At 74.8% G+C, this 17,417-nt stretch carries 13 protein-coding genes; 4 read left to right on the forward strand and 9 right to left on the reverse strand.

The window, feature by feature from the left end:
- Positions 1-32: 32 nt before the first annotated feature.
- From fxsT to pdxH, 3 genes are all read right to left on the reverse strand, one after another.
- On the reverse strand, positions 33-4,157 hold the full coding sequence (gene fxsT / locus BLU95_RS17735) for an FxSxx-COOH system tetratricopeptide repeat protein (protein ID WP_093860884.1): 4,125 nt from the start codon (positions 4,155-4,157) through the stop codon (positions 33-35).
- Positions 4,154-5,713: a TIR-like protein FxsC gene (locus BLU95_RS17740; protein ID WP_093860885.1), complete on the reverse strand. Its 1,560-nt coding sequence runs from the start codon at positions 5,711-5,713 to the stop codon at positions 4,154-4,156. The genes fxsT and BLU95_RS17740 overlap by 4 nt, the downstream gene beginning before the upstream one ends.
- Before the next feature lie 253 nt (positions 5,714-5,966).
- Positions 5,967-6,599 carry a pyridoxamine 5'-phosphate oxidase gene (gene pdxH, locus BLU95_RS17745; protein ID WP_093864944.1) on the reverse strand — a complete coding sequence of 211 codons (633 nt, stop codon included), beginning with the start codon at positions 6,597-6,599 and terminating at the stop codon, positions 5,967-5,969.
- Positions 6,600-7,015: 416 nt separating this feature from the next.
- Here pdxH and BLU95_RS17750 point away from each other — a divergent pair, with 416 nt between their 5' ends.
- Both BLU95_RS17750 and serC read left to right on the forward strand, forming a co-directional pair.
- A complete protein-coding gene (locus tag BLU95_RS17750) occupies positions 7,016-8,116 on the forward strand; it encodes a citrate synthase 2 (RefSeq protein ID WP_045937634.1) in 1,101 nt (366 codons plus the stop codon).
- 142 nt (positions 8,117-8,258) lie between these two features.
- Complete coding sequence (gene serC / locus BLU95_RS17755; RefSeq protein WP_093860886.1) at positions 8,259-9,377, forward strand: phosphoserine transaminase; 1,119 nt, start codon at positions 8,259-8,261, stop codon at positions 9,375-9,377.
- A gap of 231 nt (positions 9,378-9,608) precedes the next feature.
- Here the strand turns inward: serC and BLU95_RS17760 are convergent, their stop codons facing one another.
- Positions 9,609-10,373: an SDR family NAD(P)-dependent oxidoreductase gene (locus BLU95_RS17760; RefSeq protein ID WP_093860887.1), complete on the reverse strand. Its 765-nt coding sequence runs from the start codon at positions 10,371-10,373 to the stop codon at positions 9,609-9,611.
- Positions 10,374-10,484: 111 nt separating this feature from the next.
- On the opposite strand from BLU95_RS17760, the gene BLU95_RS17765 reads away from it, so the two are divergent.
- Positions 10,485-11,081: a TetR/AcrR family transcriptional regulator gene (locus tag BLU95_RS17765; RefSeq protein ID WP_093860888.1), complete on the forward strand. Its 597-nt coding sequence runs from the start codon at positions 10,485-10,487 to the stop codon at positions 11,079-11,081.
- Between the two features lie 85 nt (positions 11,082-11,166).
- Here the strand turns inward: BLU95_RS17765 and thpR are convergent, their stop codons facing one another.
- Positions 11,167-11,757, reverse strand: coding sequence for an RNA 2',3'-cyclic phosphodiesterase (gene thpR, locus BLU95_RS17770; protein ID WP_159424917.1), 591 nt, complete (start codon positions 11,755-11,757; stop codon positions 11,167-11,169).
- A gap of 46 nt (positions 11,758-11,803) precedes the next feature.
- Here thpR and BLU95_RS17775 point away from each other — a divergent pair, with 46 nt between their 5' ends.
- A complete protein-coding gene (locus BLU95_RS17775) occupies positions 11,804-12,322 on the forward strand; it encodes a GNAT family N-acetyltransferase (protein ID WP_173862070.1) in 519 nt (172 codons plus the stop codon).
- Positions 12,323-12,463: 141 nt separating this feature from the next.
- On the opposite strand, the gene BLU95_RS17780 is transcribed toward BLU95_RS17775, so the two are convergent.
- From BLU95_RS17780 to BLU95_RS17795, 4 genes are all read right to left on the reverse strand, one after another.
- Positions 12,464-14,008 carry an MFS transporter gene (locus BLU95_RS17780; RefSeq protein WP_231978614.1) on the reverse strand — a complete coding sequence of 515 codons (1,545 nt, stop codon included), beginning with the start codon at positions 14,006-14,008 and terminating at the stop codon, positions 12,464-12,466.
- Positions 14,009-14,129: 121 nt separating this feature from the next.
- On the reverse strand, positions 14,130-14,564 hold the full coding sequence (locus tag BLU95_RS17785; protein ID WP_093860890.1) for a MarR family winged helix-turn-helix transcriptional regulator: 435 nt from the start codon (positions 14,562-14,564) through the stop codon (positions 14,130-14,132).
- 162 nt (positions 14,565-14,726) lie between these two features.
- Positions 14,727-16,490, reverse strand: coding sequence for a hypothetical protein (locus BLU95_RS42320; protein ID WP_159424918.1), 1,764 nt, complete (start codon positions 16,488-16,490; stop codon positions 14,727-14,729).
- Between the two features lie 72 nt (positions 16,491-16,562).
- Positions 16,563-17,402: a nucleic acid/nucleotide deaminase domain-containing protein gene (locus BLU95_RS17795; RefSeq protein ID WP_231978615.1), complete on the reverse strand. Its 840-nt coding sequence runs from the start codon at positions 17,400-17,402 to the stop codon at positions 16,563-16,565.
- Positions 17,403-17,417 lie beyond the last annotated feature (15 nt).

Here is a 17,417-nt window from a genome sequence, read left to right on the forward strand (position 1 = left end):
TCAGTTCCCTTTCGGCAGGCGTCCGCCCGCGGCTACGCCGGCGGCAGTTCGATCGACGTGTCCAGCCACTCCTTCACCCGGATCGACTCGGTGAGCGGGTGGTTCTCGCCGAGGTACGGCACGGCGCGGGCCCGGGAGAGGGTCCGCGCGCCCAGCACCGCCCCTTCGGGGTCGCCGAGCGCGGTGAGCGCCAGGGCGAGGTTCGCGGAGGCGGCCAGGGTGTCGGGGTGGTCCTGACCGAGTCGCCCGCCCAGGGTGCGCACGGCCGCCGTGGTGAGCGTCACCGCTTCGCCGTACGCCCCCTCACGAGCCGAGTCGTTCGCCCGGTTGAACCGGGCGACCGCAACCCACGGGTGGCGGTCGCCGAGCAGTCTGAGCAGGTCGTCCGCCACCTCGCCGGCCATCGACCGGGCTTCCTCCGACCGGCCGGCCCGCCGGAGCGCCACGGCCAGGTTGCCTGCCGCCAGACGCTCCATGGGGTGGCCCTCGCCGAGGTGGTCGCGGTGGTACCGGTACGACTCGTCGGCGAGCACGACGGCCTGGCCGCCGTCCCCGAGCGCACCGAGGACCGCCGCGAGGGTCCCGGCCACACCGGCGGTGCCGGGATGATCGAGCCCGTAGCGCCCGTACAACTGCCGGTGGACGTCCTCCGCCTCGACCAGGGCCTCCGGGAGCCTGCCCAGCCGACGCAGGGTGGCGCTGCGGTAGCGCCGGGCGAGCAGGGTCTCGTCGTGGTGCTCGCCGAACACGTCCCGGCTCCGGCGCACCGTCTTGTCCAGTCGCGACAGGGCCTCGGCGGGCCGCCCCACCTCGCGGAGCAGGTGCCCGCGGAGGAGCCCGTCGAGGACCGTGAACGGGCTGCGCCTGCCGAACAGCTCCAGCTTCCGGTGGTAGAGCACCTCGTGCCTCGCCAGCGCCTCGCCGAGGTCCCCGACCAGCATGATGGAGACCGCGAGGTTGTTCTCGACCATCAGGGTGCGACGGTGGTCGGATCCGAGCACCCGACGGGCGGCGGCCAAGGTGACTTCGTCGAGTTCCCGGGCCTCCTGGTAGCGACCCAGGTGCCGGAGGTCCCCGCCGAGGCTGGTGGCCGCCGGAAAGGTGTCCGGGTGGTCCCGCCCGACCAGCTCCGTCAGCCGGTCGAAGGCGTCCCGGTCCGTCTCGTACGCCTCCCGGACCAGGCCCAGGCTGCGCTGGATGTTGCCGAGCTGGACGCGCAGCAGCTGGACCTTGACGTCCGCCTCGGTGCCCTGCGGTCCGGCCTCCCGCCACCGGGCGAGCACGCCTTCTGCCAGCTCGCGCCCGGCGTCGTGGAGGCTGCGCCGCCACAGGTAGCGGACCGAGTTGACGATCCACTGCCGGACCGCCGGGTCGGTGGAATCGGCTGCTCCCGAGGGCCACAGATGGGGCAGGAGTTCGGCGTACCGGGGCCACTGGTGCGGGGTGTCCGGATCGCCGGGGTCGGCGAGGGCGAGGGCGCGGTGGGCGGCGCCGCGGACCCGTGCGCGGTCGGCCTCGCCGACCTGCTCGCGCAGCAGGGCCTGGACGATCCGGTGCACCACCAGCGTCCCGGCCGTGTGGTCGTAGCGGGCCAGGTTGAACTGGTTGCAGGTGCGCAGGATCTCGCCGACCTCGAGCCGGTGGTCGGAGGTGCCCGGAGGGAGCCCGATCGCCTCGATCACCGGTGGGCTGTACAGGATGGGGATCGGGATGGCCTCGGGGCCGAGGAAGCCGCAGACTTCGAGCAGACGGGCGGCGGGAGCGTTGATCCTCCGCAGGTCGGACCCGGCGATCCGCCAGGTGGCTGCCGTGGCGGTGGCATTGAGGCCCTCCGCGGCAGCACCGCGTCCCGCCGGGCCGCCCCCGTCGTCGGCCTCCTCCTCCGCCGCCACCGCCACCGGCGTCCCCCGCACCGAGCGGTCGAGGATGTCGGTCAGCGTCTCGTCCAGCAGGTCCGCGTACGTCGCGGCCGGCATCGGCGTCTCCTGCAGCCAGGCGGCGGCCTGGCCGACGGCGAGCGGCAGGTCGCCGAGGAGCTCGGCGATCCGTTCGGCGTCGGCTCGCTCCACCCCGCTGTTGAAGTGCCGGACGAGTTCGACGCTCTCGGCCCGGTCGAACACCTCGACCTCGGTGCGGCCCGGGCGGCGGGCCCAGCGCCGGTCCCGGGAGGTGACCAGGACGTGGCCGCCCGGGCCGGCGGCGGGCAGCCAGGGGTCCAGCAGCTCCGGGTCCTCGGCGTTGTCGAAGAGCAGCAGCCAGCGGTGGTACGGCCGGCCGCTGGCGAGCGCGTCGAGGACGGCGCGGGCCGTCCTGGTGACGTCGCCGTCGGTCTCCAGGCCGAGGCCGGGGGCGAGTTCGGCGAGCTTCTGCGGGATCACCGCGGGCTGCTGGGCCGGGACCCACCACAGCACGTCGTAGCCGGCCGCGAAGCGGTGCGCGTACTCGATCGCGGCCTGGGACTTGCCGACCCCGCCGATGCCGTAGAGCACCTGGACGGGCGCGGCGTCGCTGTCCGCGGTGAAGCCGTCGCGGACGGCCTCCAGCAGGCGCATCCGGCCGGTGAAGGTCGGCAGCCGGGGCGGCAGTTCCTGCACCGGGGGGCGGCCGTCCGGGAACCGGGCCGGGTGCGGCACGGTGGTCTCGCCGGTCCCGGCGGTCTCCATCCAGCGTCCGGCGCCGGGTGCGGGTCCGATCAGCTCGAACAGCTGGGCCTCGGCCTGCTCCGCCGAGCCGAGCGCGAGGTCCAGCGCCCGGTGTCCGGCGAACTGCGGCGGCTCCATGCCCTCCGCCCCGCCGATCCGCACCGCGAGCAGGCCGCCGGAGTCGCCGACCGGCGCCTGGCCGGTGAGCCGGCGCCAGATCTCCCGGGCGCGCGGCAGGGCGGTGTACTCGGGGGTGAGCAGGGCGAGCAGCCGGCCGTCGCCGTCCAGCGGTCCGGCGGTCTCGGGCAGCGCGGCGGCGTGCACCGGTCCCGGGTCGAGCGGGACGGCGGCGCTGTGCAGGCTGACCAGGTAGCCGAAGCCGCGCAGGGTCTCGGAGATCCACTCGGCCCACACCCGGTCCTTGGGGGCGTAGCTCACGTGCACCTGGCGGGAGCGGGTGCGGCCGGTGCGCAGGTAGGCGGCGTAGAGGCGGCGCCGGGCCAGGTCGGGCAGCGGGCGCAGGGCGCTGACCCGGCCGTCGGTGAGCCAGGCGGCCAGCCGTTCGAAGGCGGCGAGCAGGCTGCGGCCCTGCTGCGGCCGGTCGACGATGGTGGCCGGCACCTCCTCGTAGGCGTAGAACGGCTTGTACGGCACCTCGACGTCGCGCCAGTACCCCGCCCGTCGTTCGGGGCTCAGCCAGCGCTCGAGGTAGGGGTCGAAGGCGTCGTGGGCGAGGTCGCGCCCGGCGGCGAGTCCGGCCCGTTCGGCGTCCTCGACCCGCATCGGGACGGGCAGCACCCGGATCTCGCGCTCGTCGGCGTCGACGATGGCGCGGGCCGCGTCGACGCCGCCGCGGATGCTCTGGGCGCCGAGGGTGAAGCAGTCGACGACGGTGTCGGGCATCAGCACGGTGCAGATGCCCGAGGTGTCGCTGACCCCGGTCCGGCTGTCGATCAGCACGTAGTCGTAGTTGCCGGTCCACTGCTCGCGCAGCGCGTACAGGAACTCGGCGCCGCGGATGTCGGCGCGGGTGTAGAAGCTGCGCCAGTTGAAGCTGGTGACGGCGGCCGAGTAGGCGGCGTTCTGCCGGCCGGCGGGCATCAGGTCGAGCTTGCCGCCGTCGGGGAGGTCGAGGGCCAGGCCGCACAGGTACTGCTCGAGCCGGCCGGGCGCGGACAGCCATTCCCGGGGGTCGGGGCCCGGGCCGCGGCGGTCCGGTCCGGGCAGCGCCTCGTCGACGTAGGCCCGGAGCATGTCGATCAGCCCGTCGGTGCCGTGGAGTTCGGGGTCGACCAGCAGCGGGTGGTAGTAGCGGTGCAGGCCTGGGGCTTCGAGGTCCCAGTCCACCACCAGCACGCGCAGTCCCTGGCTGGCCAGGATCCAGCCCAGGTTGGCGAGCGCCATGGTGCGGCCGGTGCCGCCCTTGAAGGAGTAGAAGGTGACGACCGTGCCGGTGCCGGGGGTCGCGAGGGCCGCGGACCCGTGGTCCGCGAGGGCGGCGTGCTCAACGCTCATCGGTCCGCTTCTCCTTCACTGGGCGCCCGGTTGGTCAGGGGCACGGTCTCCTCGCGCAGGGCGCCCCTCGGCCCCGGCGCGCCTCCGGCCCCGGCGCCCGCCCCGGGAGTGTTCCCCGTTCCGGGGGCGTTGCCCGGGCGCGGGAGGGGCGGGCCCGGGGAAGCGGGCGGTTCCGGCGGTACGGGCGGCCAGGCCGGGATGGTGAGGCCGGGCATCGGTCGCGGGTCCGGACCGAGCCCGAACTGGGCCCGGGCGGCGACCGGGTCGTCGTCCAGCTGGTCGAGCAGGCGGTTCTGGGCGACGGTCACGGTCGAGAGCAGCTCACGCTCGAATCGTTCCCGCCGGATGTGGATGCGAAAGAGCGGCTCGGGACCGGACCGGTGCAACCAGGTGCGCGCGAACACCTCGCGCACCCCCTCCCAGAGCCGGGCGCGCGCCGGACCGGCCGGCGGGTCGTCGGTGCTGTCGGGCAGCAGCACGGCGGTGACCGGGTGGTTCTGCCGGTCGAAGTCGCGCAGCGCCTGCCGGAAGGGCTCGGCGCCGGCCGCCCACGGGTCCACCAGCAGGACGCTGACCTCGTTGTTCTCCCGGGCCCGGTCGAGCGCGTCGGCGAGGTCCGGGCCGACGGTCTCCAGGCTGGTGCTGTGCCCGGCCCGGGTGATCACCTGCTGGGCCTGGACCGCCAACGAGGGCAGCCGGGGCGGGTGGTAGGGCGCCCAGTCGCGGGGGTGCGCGCCGTACCACCCGCCCTGGTAGGGCCCGTCCGGGCCGCCGGGACGGCCGTCGGCGAGGTCGCCGCCCGCGGCGGCCCGGTCGGTCCGCACGCTGTCCGCCTCGGAGCGCTGCGCCGGGAACCGGTCGCCGTTGACCGCGCCGGCCCCGCCCACGACCGCGGGCGGGTCGCCGGCCCGCCGGGCGGCGACGAAGAGCCGGACCAGGCTGCTGCGGGCGGCGACCGGGGCGGCCTCCTCCACCGGGAAGCAGCCCTCCACCTGCCCGAGGTCGAGGTCGCGCAGCTCGGCGACCCGCCAGGAGGCGGCCTCCCGGATCCGCTCGGCGATCACCCGCACCACCTTGCGGTACGCGGTGCCCTGCGGGTCGGTCCGCAGCAGGTGGCGCAGCCCGCCGGTGGCGTACTCGGCGCCGAAGTCGTGCTGCATGTACTGGATCCGCCGGACCTCGGCGGGCAGGTCCTCGGGCGGCGGCTCCCACAGGACGGGGATGAGGGCCGGGACGCTCTCCCCGGTCTGCTCCTCGTGGCGCCGCGTCCGGCCGTCGAAGGCCGTCCACTCCTTGCCGCAGTAGGGGCTGGCGAAGTAGGCGGGCGAGTAGAGGGCGACCATGGTGCGGCTGGCGCCGAGCATCCGGGAGAGCTGCCGCTCCCAGTCGTCGCCGATCCGCAGCCGTTCGGTGTCCCGGTAGGCGAGTTCGCCCGGTCCGGCCTCGGGCTCGATCCGGGCCAGTTCGTCCCGCAGGTCGGTGAAGAACTGGTCGACGAAGGCACCCCCGGCCAGGTGGTCCCGCCGCGCGTAGCTGAAGAAGAAGTACGGCCGCACCCAGAAAACCCCCCACCTTGCCGGTGAACGACCCCACCTTACTGGCGGGCTGACACAAGGTCAGCCGGTGGGCGGAGGAAGGTGTAGTGGTGTCGTCACAAGTGCGACCCCGCGGGGCTACGGGCCTGGTCGGGGGCGTGCGGGTGCGGCCCGGGACCGACGGCGCGGACGCGGACGGACCGGCCCCGCGGGCACGGCCCGGCCCGCTCCCCGGGCAGGGTCGACCGGACTCGGGGGCACCGCCCGGCCGGACTCACGGGCAGAGCCGCTCCACCCGCCAGCCCGCCGGGGCAGCCGGGTCGGCGAGGTAGCGCAGCCGGTCGTGCAGCCGGTTCTCCCGCCCCTGCCAGAACTCCACGCTCTCCGGCACCACCCGGTAGCCGCCCCAGAAGGGCGGCACCGGCACGCCCTCGCCCTCCGGGTAGCGCCGCTCGAGGTCCGCGTAGCGCTGCTCCAGCACCTCCCGCGAGGCGACCGGGCTGGACTGCTCGCTGGCCCAGGCGCCGAGTTGGGAGCCGTGCGGGCGGGTGCGGAAGTAGGCGGCGGTCTCGTCCCGGCCGACCTTCTCCACCGGGCCCTGGACGATCACCTGGCGGGCCAGCGCGACCCACGGGAAGAGCAGCGCCGCGTACGGGTTGGCCGCGAGCTCGGTGCCCTTGCGGGAGCCGTAGTTGGTGAAGAAGACAAAGCCGCGGGCGTCGAACCCCTTGAGCAGCACGGTGCGCGAGCTGGGCCGCCCCTGGGCGTCGGCAGTGGAGAGCACCATCGCGTTGGGCTCCACCACCCCGGCGTCGTCCGCGTCGTGGAACCACCGCGTGAACTGGCCCATCGGCTCGGCGGCGAGGTCCTCCTCGGCCAGTCCCTCGTGCGTGTAGTGCTTGCGCATCACGGCGAGGTCCGGCCCGGGTCGGGCCTCGTCGGCCGGGATCCGGGTGGCGGGGGGCAGGGGCGTCGACTGGGCGCGGTCCGGGGTCTGCACGTCAACATCATCCCGTACGACAAGCAACCGGCACCGCTACCTCCGGACAAACCCCGGTGGGAGATAAGGTGACTCGCCACCGCTTGACCGCCCGTCGTACGGTGATTTGTCCTGAACCGCACCCTTGGTTCCGGAGATTTCCCGGGCACGACCGGCCCTCGGGCGAAAAGTCAAGCGGGCCCTCGGGAAACATCACCATGGTGGTGTATGGCGCAATGCACCCCGTGCCTGTCACCCTGGCACCGAGTGCCAACCACCATTCGGTCACTGGTGTGCCTCCCCACCACGGAGGCCCGCCGATCGCAGAACTGAAGGAGCCGTGCATGTCCGACTTCGTACCCGGGCTCGAAGGCGTCGTCGCTTTCGAGAGCGAGATCGCCGAACCCGACCGTGAAGGCGGCGCCCTGCGGTACCGAGGCGTCGACATCGACGACCTGGTTGGCAATGTCTCCTTCGGTCACGTCTGGGGCCTGCTGGTCGACGGCAAGTTCAACCCCGGCCTGCCGGCCGCCGAGCCGTTCCCGATCCCCGTCCACTCCGGCGACATCCGGGTCGACGTGCAGTCCGCCCTCGCCATGCTCGCCCCGGTCTGGGGCCTCAAGCCGCTCCTGGACATCGACGCCGAGCAGGCCCGCGACGACCTCGCCCGCGCCGCCGTGATGGCGCTGTCCTACGTCGCCCAGTCCGCCCGCGGCCAGGGCCTGCCGATGGTCCCGCAGAGCGAGATCGACAAGGCCGAGACCGTGGTCGAGCGGTTCATGATCCGCTGGCGCGGCGAGCCGGACCCGAAGCACGTCAAGGCCATCGACGCCTACTGGACCTCCGCCGCCGAGCACGGCATGAACGCCTCCACGTTCACCGCCCGCGTCATCGCCTCCACCGGTGCCGACGTCGCGGCCGCCCTGTCCGGCGCCGTCGGCGCGATGTCCGGCCCGCTGCACGGCGGCGCCCCGTCCCGCGTGCTCGGCATGATCGAGGAGATCGAGCGCACCGGCGACGCGACCGCCTGGGTCAAGAACGCCCTGGACAAGGGCGAGCGCCTGATGGGCTTCGGCCACCGCGTCTACCGCGCCGAGGACCCGCGCGCCCGCGTGCTGCGCCGCACCGCCAAGGAGCTCGGCGCGCCGCGCTTCGAGGTCGCCGAGGCGCTGGAGAAGGCCGCGCTGGAGGAGCTGCACAACCGCCGCCCCGACCGCGTGCTGGCCACCAACGTCGAGTTCTGGGCCGCCATCATGCTGGACTTCGCCGAGGTCCCGGCGCACATGTTCACCTCGATGTTCACCTGCGCCCGGACCGCCGGCTGGTCGGCGCACATCCTGGAGCAGAAGCGCACCGGCCGCCTCGTGCGCCCCGCCGCGCGCTACATCGGCCCCGGCCCGCGCAGCCCCCGCGACATCGAGGGCTTCGAGGCCATCGCCGGCTGACACCGCCGTCGCCACTCCCCCGACAGCGGGTCCGGATACCGAACCGGACCCGCTGTTTCCGCAGCTCGCGGGCGGGTGCGGGGCATCTCAGCGGGCGGACGGGCGTCGAACCGCGGGCGCCCCGGCCGGTAGGCTGCGGCGCGTGGCTCAGATCCAGATCCCCGCTGACATCAAGCCCGCCGACGGCCGTTTCGGCTGTGGCCCCTCCAAGGTGCGCCCCGAGGCCCTGAGTGCCCTCGCCGCCACCGAGACCTCCCTGCTCGGCACCTCCCACCGCCAGGCCCCGGTGAAGAACCTGGTCAAGCGCGTGCGCGAGGGCGTGAGCAGCCTGTTCTCCCTCCCCGAGGGATACCAGGTGGTACTCGGCAACGGCGGGTCCACCGCCTTCTGGGACATCGCGGCCTTCGGCCTGGTACGCGAGAAGTCCCAGCACCTCGACTTCGGCGAGTTCTCCTCCAAGTTCGCCTCCTCCGTGAAGGCCGCGCCCTGGCTCGCCGAGCCGAGCGTGATCAAGACCGCCCCGGGCACCCACCCGCTGCCGGTCGCCGAGGCCGGGGTGGACGTCTACGGACTCACCCACAACGAGACCTCCACCGGCGTCGCGATGCCGATCGCCCGCCCGGCCGGTGCCGACCAGGGTTCGCTGGTGCTGGTCGACGCCACCTCGGGCGCCGGCGGCCTGCCGGTGGACATCACCGAGACCGACGTCTACTACTTCGCCCCGCAGAAGTCCTTCGCCTCCGAGGGCGGGCTGTGGCTGGCGTCGTTCTCCCCGGCCGCCCTGGAGCGCGCCGCCGAGATCGCCGGCTCCGGCCGGTACGTCCCGCCGTTCTTCGACCTGCCGACGGCGATCGACAACTCGTCGAAGGACCAGACGTACAACACCCCGTCCATCGCCACCCTCTTCCTGCTGGCCGACCAGCTGGAATGGATGAACGGCAACGGCGGGCTCGACTGGGCCGTCGCCCGTACGGCTGATTCCTCGTCCCGGCTGTACGGCTGGGCCGAGAAGTCCTCGTTCGCCAACCCGTTCGTGGCGAACCCGGCCGAGCGCTCCCAGGTCGTCGGCACGATCGACTTCGACGACTCGGTGGACGCCGCCGCCGTCGCCAAGGCGCTGCGTGCCAACGGCATCGTCGACACCGAGCCGTACCGCAAGCTCGGCCGCAACCAGCTGCGGGTCGCGATGTTCCCGGCGATCGAGCCGGCCGACGTCGAGGCGCTCACGGTCTGCATCGACTACGTGGTCGAGCGGCTCTGACCGACCGCACCGGCTGCACGGCCGGGCAGTCCCGGCCGACCGCACCCGCACGTGTGAAGGGCCACCGCCTCCGGGCGGTGGCCCTTCTCCGTTCCGCCGGCCCCGGCTGCTACCGGCCGACCAGCGAACTGGCCAGCACGATCACCAGCAGCAGGACGAGCGCGCCGGTCACGATTCGCATGCGAGTCTTGGGATCCACGGTCAACGAGCGTACCCCCGCACGCTCCGCGCTCAGACGCCGAGGTTGGATCCGCCGCTGGCGTCGAGGTTCTGGCCGGTGACCCAGCGGGCGTCGTCCGAGGCCAGGAAGGCCACCACGTCCGCCACGTCGCCCGGCTCGGCGACCCGGTCGAACACCGAGTACGAGGACGCCCGCGCCCGCGCCGACGGATCCGCCAGCCAGGGATTGATGTCGGTGGCCACGATGCCCGGCAGCACCGCGTTGACGGTGATCCCGCGCGGCCCCAGCTCCTGGGCGAGGGTCAGCGTCAGGGTGTTCAGCGCCCCCTTGGTCATCGCGTAGGCGACGGCCTCCGGGAACGCCACCCGGGTCACGCCCGAGGAGACGTTCACGATCCGCCCGCCGTCGCGCAGCCGGTCCAGGCCGTGCCGGACGACGAAGAACGGCGCCCGGGTGTTGACGGCGAAGACCCGGTCGTAGGCGGCCTCGTCCACCTCGTGGATCCGCCCCGGCTGCCCGATCCCGGCGTTGTTCACCAGGATGTCCAGCCCGTGGCCGCCGTCGTACCCGGCCAGCCCGGCGTCGAAGGCCGCCCAGAGCGCCTCGGCGTCCCCGGGCACACCGAGTTCGGCGGCGACCGCGAAGGCCCGGCCGCCGTCACGCTCGATCTCCTTCGCCGTCCGCCCGGCCGCCTCCGGGTCCCGCCCGTGCACCGCGACCAGCGCGCCCTCCCGTGCCAGCCGCTCGGCGATGCCCCGCCCGATGCCCCGGCTGCCGCCCGTCACCAGCGCCGTCCGCCCGGTCAACCTCGACATGACCGCCCCCTTCTTCCGGGTGCCGCCGGTCCGGCGGCACCCATTTCTGTAGTGATCGCTAATGAAATGACCGTAGCACGGTTTCTGTAGTGGGCGATATAGAATCGGCGCATGGCCACCACCCCTGCGAAGCGCGGCCGCCCGCGCTCCTTCGACCGCGAGGCCGCCCTGGAGCAGGCCCTGCGGCTGTTCTGGGAACGCGGCTACGAGGCGACCTCGGTCGCCGACCTCACCACCGCGATGGGCATCCGCCCGCCGAGCCTCTACGCGGCCTTCGGCGACAAGAGCGCCCTCTTCGGCGAGGTGGTCGACCGGTACCGGGAGGGCCACGGCGCCTACGCGACCCGCGCGCTCGCCGAGGAGCCCACCGCCCGGGCCGGGGTGGCCCGGATGCTGCGCGAGGCCGCCGCCATGGCGACCGACCCCGACCACCCGTGGGGCTGTCTGCTGATCAGCTCGACGGTCAACTGCACCTCGCCCGAGGTGACCGGGGCCGTCCGGGACATGCGCAACGCCAATGTCCGCGCCCTGGAATCACTGATCCGCGCCGACGTCGCGGCCGGTCACGAGCCCGCCGGGACGGACCCGGCGGCCCTGGCGCAGTTCACCGCGGCCGTGGTCCAGGGCATGTCGCAGCGCGCTCGCGACGGCGCGACCCGCGCCGAACTGGAACGGGTCGCGGCGGACGCCATGCGGATCTGGCCCTGACCGGAGCACCGGCCCGACCGCAGCACCGACCCGGCCGAGGCACCGGCCCGACCGGAGCACCGGCCCGACCGAGGGACCGGCCCGCTCAGCCCTCCCAGCGGGCCAGCGGCCAGGAGGCCAGTGAGCCGTAGTGGGCGAAGCCGCCGCCCTGCTCGCTCTGCATCAGGTGCAGCTCGGCGGCCTCCCAGTCCGGCCCGCGGTACCCCTCCAGGGCCTGCGCCAGCCCGTCCAGCTCCGCCGCGGCCGCCCGCTGCACCGCGCGCCGCTGCCCCCGTGAGGACCCCGCCCTGGCCAGCGTCAGATGGGGGTGGAAGCTGAACGCGTCCGCCTCGCCCGCCACCTCCGCGGTGGCCCCGGCCACCGCCTCGGCCAGCCCGCGCAGTGCCCACACCCGCCCCTCCACCCCGGCCCAGAGCACCTTGTCGCCGAACCGGCCGGCCCCGGCCAGCCGCAACGGGTGCGCCGGATTCACCGCCGCCACCGCCGCCAGACCGGCCGACAGCTCCGGCACCCGGTCCTCCGGCACCTCGCCGAGGAACGCCAGGGTCAGGTGCCAGCCCTCGACCGCCGTCCAGCGCAGCCGGTCCGCCCCGGGCAGCCCGCGCACCGGCGCCACCGCGTCGACCAGGTCCTGCAACGCCTCCACCGGAGGCAGCACCGCCACGAAGAGCCTCATGGGGACATCTTCCACCGGGCGACGGTTTGGACTAGAACGGTTTTCCATGAAGATCCGCAACGGGGGTCCCGAAGACATCCCCGACATCCTGTCCCTGCTCGACGGCGCCGTGGAGTGGCTGACCGCCCAGGGCCGTACCCGCCAGTGGGGCGACCACTCGTTCAGCGGCACCCCGGCCCGGGTCGAGCGCATCGGCAAGTACGGCCGCGAGCCGTTCCTGATCCGGCTCGCGGTCGACGACGAGGGCCGCACCGTCGGCTCCTGCGTGCTGTCCGAGGAGCGGCCCGAGTGCGCCACCCCGGTGGACGAGCCCGAGCTGTACATCCGGAACCTGGTGACCGACCGGTCCCGCAAGGGCTCCGGCATCGGCGCCGCGCTGATCGCCGACGCCCTCGACGAGGCGCGCCGGCGCGGCATCGGCCTGCTGCGGGTGGACTGCTTCGCGGGCGGCGACCGCAAGCTGGTCGGCCAGTACCGGGCGCTCGGCTTCACCGAGACCGAGTCCTTCGAGGTCGAGCAGCCGGCCGGGCTCTGGCAGGGGCAGATCCTGGCGATCCGGCTCTGACCCGGATCGGCGGTCCGGCTCCGGAACGGGCCGCCGGTCCGGCTCCGGAACGGCCGTCGGCCCCGGAGCGCCGTCCTGGCGCTCCGGGGCCGATCCGCTGTCAGCGGGGGCCGACCCGCCGTCAGCGGGTCCGGTCCGTCGTCAGCAGGCGGTGGCCAGCTCCGGCGTGACGCCGACGGGCGTCCGCGGCACCAGGGCGACGACGCGGCCGCCCCGCCCCGGGTGCAGGTCCAGCCGCAGCCGCAGCTCGGCGCTGCGGGCCAGCACCAGGCCGACCGCGGTGGCCGCCAGTGCCGAGACCAGGCCGCAGGCCAGCAGCCCGAGCCGGGGCCCGTACGAGGCGGTGACCCAGCCCACGATCGGCGCCCCGATCGGCGTGCCGCCGGTGAAGACCAGCACCAGCAGGCCCATCACCCGGCCCCGCATCGCCGGCTCGGTGCCCAGCTGCAGAGCGGCGTTGACCGAGGTGTTGAAGCTCAGCCCGAACACCCCGATCAGGGTGAGCAGCAGCGCGAAGGTCCAGTAGCCGGGCGCGAACGCCGCCAGCACCTCCAGCGCGCCGAAGCCGAGGGCGGCGGCGACGAGCCTGCGCAGCCTGGGCGCGCCCCGGCGGGCCGCGATCAGGGCACCGGCCAGCGAACCGACCGCCATCGCGGTGTTCAGCAGGCCGTACTGCCCGGCGCCGACGTGGAACTCCGTGGCGAAACCGGACAGCAGGGTCGGGAAGTTGAACCCGAAGGTGCCGATGAAGCCGGCCAGCACCATCGGCCAGAACAGCTCCGGCCGTTCCTTGACGTACCGCAGCCCCTCCCGCAGCTGGCCCTTCTCCCGGGCGATCGGCTCGGTCGGGCGCAGTTCGCTCCCGCGCATGGCGAGCAGTCCGCCGATGACGGCGGCGAAGGACAGCGCGTTCACCGCGAACGCCCAGCCGCTGCCGACCGCGGCGATCAGCAGGCCCGCGACGGCGGGTCCGACCAGCCGGGCGGTCTGGAAGTTGGCGGCGTTCAGGCTGACGGCGTTGGCGAGGTGCTTCGGGCCGACCATCTCGGAGACGAAGGCCTGCCGGGCCGGGTTGTCGACCACGGTGACCAGGCCGAGCAGCAGCGCGAACGCGTAGACGTAGTACGGCGTCACGACGCCGGCCACGGTCAGCACGGCGAGGCCGGCGGCCAGCAGGCCCATCGCGCCCTGGGTGGCGATCAGCAGCTTGCGCTTGGGCAGCCGGTCGGCGAGCACTCCGCCGAAGAGACCGAGCAGCAGCATCGGCAGGAACTGCATCGCGGTGGTGATGCCGACCGCGAGCGGGCTGCCGGTGAGGCTCAGGACCAGCCAGTCCTGGGCGATGCGCTGCATCCAGGTCCCGGTGTTGGACACCACCTGGCCGGCGAAGTAGTAGCGGTAGTTGCGAACGCTCAGTGAGCTGAACATCCCCCCGGGCCTGGTGAACCGGGCTCCGGTCGGCGAGTCCGCCGTCCTCGGGGACGTGGCCGCGCGGCTGCGGCCGGGAGCGGCGGGATCCTCCGCCGCGGTGCGTTCGTCGGGGTCGTCGTCGCCGTTGCCCGGCAGCCCCGTGGGGGCGGGTGCCTGGGTCTCGGCGGCCGCGGCGCTCGCCGCGGCGGTGTCGGTGGTCTGCTCGTCGGTCCGGGTACGGGTGGCGGCTGCGGTGGCGGCGGCCGGCGGTGTCACAGTGGTCTCCCCTCGCGGCGCGGCGGCCGGTGCTCCGGCCGTCGCGCTCCTGGTGTCTGTCCTGGGTCCTGCGGTAATGCGTTTCTCCTTCGTCCTCCGGCGGCTACCGGAATCGATCTGCCTAGAGGTGTGCGAGCTTGTAGAGCACGGGCGCGGCCTCGCGGAGCTTCGCCCACTCCTCCTCGTCGAGTCCCTCGGCGAGTTCGGCGAGCCAGGCGTTCCGGCGGCTGCGGGACTCCGCCAGGATCGTCTCGGCCTCCTCGGTACTGCTGACGACCACCTGACGGCGGTCCTCCGGGTGCGGCTCGCGCCGCACCAGGCCCTTCTCCTCCAGCATCGCGACGATCCTGGTCATCGAGGGCGGCTGCACGTGCTCCTTCCGGGCGAGCTCGCCCGGTGTGGCCTTCCCGCACCGGGCGAGGGTGCCCAGCACCCCGATCTCGGTGGGGCTGAGCGACTCCTCGACCCGCTGGTGACGCAGTCGACGGGAGAGGCGCATGGCGGACGATCGCAGCTGACTGATGGCTGCGAGGTCCTGCTCGGACATCTCGGGCATGGTGTTTAGCTTACGTCATTACTCTCGCTAAAGAAAATTGGTTTCCGTTCGCCCGCATCACGGCCTCCCGACCGGGGTACGCGCGCGAGGTTGCGGACGGGGTGCCCGCGCGGGACGAGAGCGGGGTGGGCGCGCGGGGAACGGGCGCGGGACGAGAGCGGGTCAGCGCCGGGTGTCCACCGCCGCGAGACCGTCCGGCATGCCCAGCACCAGCAGCGTGCCGGCCAGCACCAGCGACCACACCTCCGAGCCGGTCCGCAGGTCCAGCACCCCGCCCGTCCCCAGGTCCCGCACCCGGACGAAGCCGTCCGACCAGGCCGCCGCCACCACCGGACCGGCCGCCGTCGCCCCGGCCGCCACCGCCGTCACCGGACAGCCCCGGCGGTCGGACGGCTCGGGCATCGGCGCCGAACGCGGCCCCCAGAGCCGCACCGCGCCGTCGAAACCACCGCTCACCAGCAGCGGGATCTCCGGATCGGACAGCGGCCCGCCGCCCAGCGCGGTACCGGCCAGGGCCGTCACCGGCCCGTGGTGCAGCCGCTCGCTCAGCACCTTGCCGTCCTCGAACCAGTGCACCGCGCCGGCCGCGTCGCCGAGGGCCGGCGCGGAGTCCGCCAGACCGCCGACCGCCGCCACCGCGCTCAGGTCCCCGGCGGCCGCGCCCACCGCGTCCAGCGCCGCCGTCAGCCCGTACGGTTCCAGGCCCGGCCGGGGCTCGGCCGGCACCACCAGCTCCGGCCGCCCCCAGGCATCGAGCAGCACCGCGGAACCGCCCGCCGTCACCGCCAGCCCCCGCAGCGGGCGCGGCGAGGGCACCACCAGCGCGCCCACGCGACGGCCGGTGGCGGCGTCGAAGCTCCGCACCGAACCGGTCGGACCGGCCACCAGCACCTGCCCCGCGTACGGCCCCGCGCCGGCCGCGAGTGCCACCGCCGGTCCCGGCCAGTCCCGGTCGACGCCCTCCCAGCGGGCCCAGCGCCCGGCCCAGGGCCCGGGCAGCTGCGCCAGCACGGCCGCGGCCGCCGCGGCGGCGGTGTCCCCGCCCAACAGCCGGGTGCGCAGCACCGCCGCCCGCACCGCCGGGTCCGGCTCCTCGATCACCGCCGGCCCGGCGGCCCGCCAGGCCCTGGCCAGCGCGTCGTCCCGCCGCTCGACCGCCGCGGTCACCGGGACGGGGCGGGCGAGCGCGTAGAGCAGCGGGTCGGCGGCCAGCGGGCCGGGGTCCGCCGCCACCGTCGTCCAGAGCGCCGACAGGGCCTCCTCGCCGAGCGAGCGGAGCTCGGTCCCGGGCGGCGGCGGCAACGGGGCGGGCGGGACGGCGGGCTCGCCGAGGACCGGTCCGGGCAGCGGGTAGGCGGCCGGGTCGCCGCCCCGCTCCACCGCCCAGGCGGCGAACCGCGCGGCGTCCGTCCACTGCGGCTCGCCGAGGTCCAGCACGGCCGGGGCGGGCACGGCGGTGAACGACCGGGCGGCCGGGCCGTTCGTCGCCGCCCCGACCACCAGCCGCACCCCGGGCAGCCGCAGCAGCGGGTCGAGCAGCTCGGTCACCAGGGCGGCCGGGTCCTCCGCCAGGTCCAGCCCGGGCACGCAGAGCACGGTCGGCCGGCCGTCGGCCGCGATCGCCGCGACCAGCGGGCCCGGGGCGTGCGCGACCAGGTCGAGCTGTTGCCCCAGCGACCAGACGGCCGTCCGCACGGTGGCACCGGCGGCGGGCAGCACCGCGTGGATCCGCCGCCCGCCCGGAGTGTCGGCCCCGGTGCAGCCGCGCACCAGCCAGGCCAGCAGGTGCGACTTGCCGGACCCGGGCGGCCCGGCGACCCGGCACAGCCGCGGCGCCCGCGGGTCGTCCAGCCAGCCCAGCAACGCCATCCCGGCCGGCCTGCGGCCCGCCCCCAGCCGCGGCATCCGCGGCCCGCTCCCCGCCATGTCCTGCTTCCCTCTCCCCGTGCTGCCGTGCCGCCGTACTGCCGTGCGGCCCCGTCGAACTCCGTGCCCGGCTCAGCCTCGCCGCTCGGCCACGCTGATCATCAGTGCCTTGATCCCGCTCTCCCGGGACTCGGCCGTGTCGCCGTAGTCGAAGCTGTGGGTGAACTCCGCCTGCGGGAACTCCCGCGCCAGCCAGCGCGCGCAGTAGTGGCCGGGCATCATGCACGGCTCCAGCTCGCAGTACACCCGGACGACCTGCTCGGCCTCCACGCCCTCGGCCCGCAGCCGGTGCCAGAGCGCCTCCTCGGGGTGCAGCAGACCGGGGCCGCCCACCTCGGTGACGATCCGCTTCGCGCCCTGCCCGTCCACCACCTCGAACGCCGCCGAGGAGTCGATGTTCAACGGCCGCCGCAGGTCGTCCAGCACCCGCGGCCACCAGCCCTCGCGGTCGTCGAAGGCGGTCGGGTCCGCGGCCAGCAGGCCCTGCCGCAGCTCCCGGTAGGCCGCCAGCGCCAGGTCCGGCCGGTCCACCCCGGCGACCGCCGGCAGCAGCCGGTCGAGCAGCAGCAGTCCCGCCGCGAACGCCGCCGCGCTGCCGCTCACCGGCAGGTCCAGCGGCTCGGCCCCCGGCAGTACCGCCCGGACCGACCGGTCCGGCGCGAAGTACAGCTCGGCCCCGCCGTCCGTCCCGATCCGCAACTGCGCCGCCGCCGGCCCGGCGTCCGCCCCGGCCCACTCCCCCACCGACAGCGGATCGTCCTCCTCCGCCGCCCGGAAGTACGGCCCGACCTGCACCGGAAGCCCCGGATGCCGCAACGGCCCGGCCGGCGCGATCGGCAGGGCCCGCAGCCCGCGCGGCCCGAAGTGCGCCAGCAGCGCCGCCGCCAGCTCGTCGTCCCTGTCCGCGTTCACGTTCGAACCGGCCCT

Origin of the sequence: Streptomyces sp. TLI_053 (genome assembly GCF_900105395.1) — a bacterium.
Taxonomy (GTDB): domain Bacteria; phylum Actinomycetota; class Actinomycetes; order Streptomycetales; family Streptomycetaceae; genus Kitasatospora.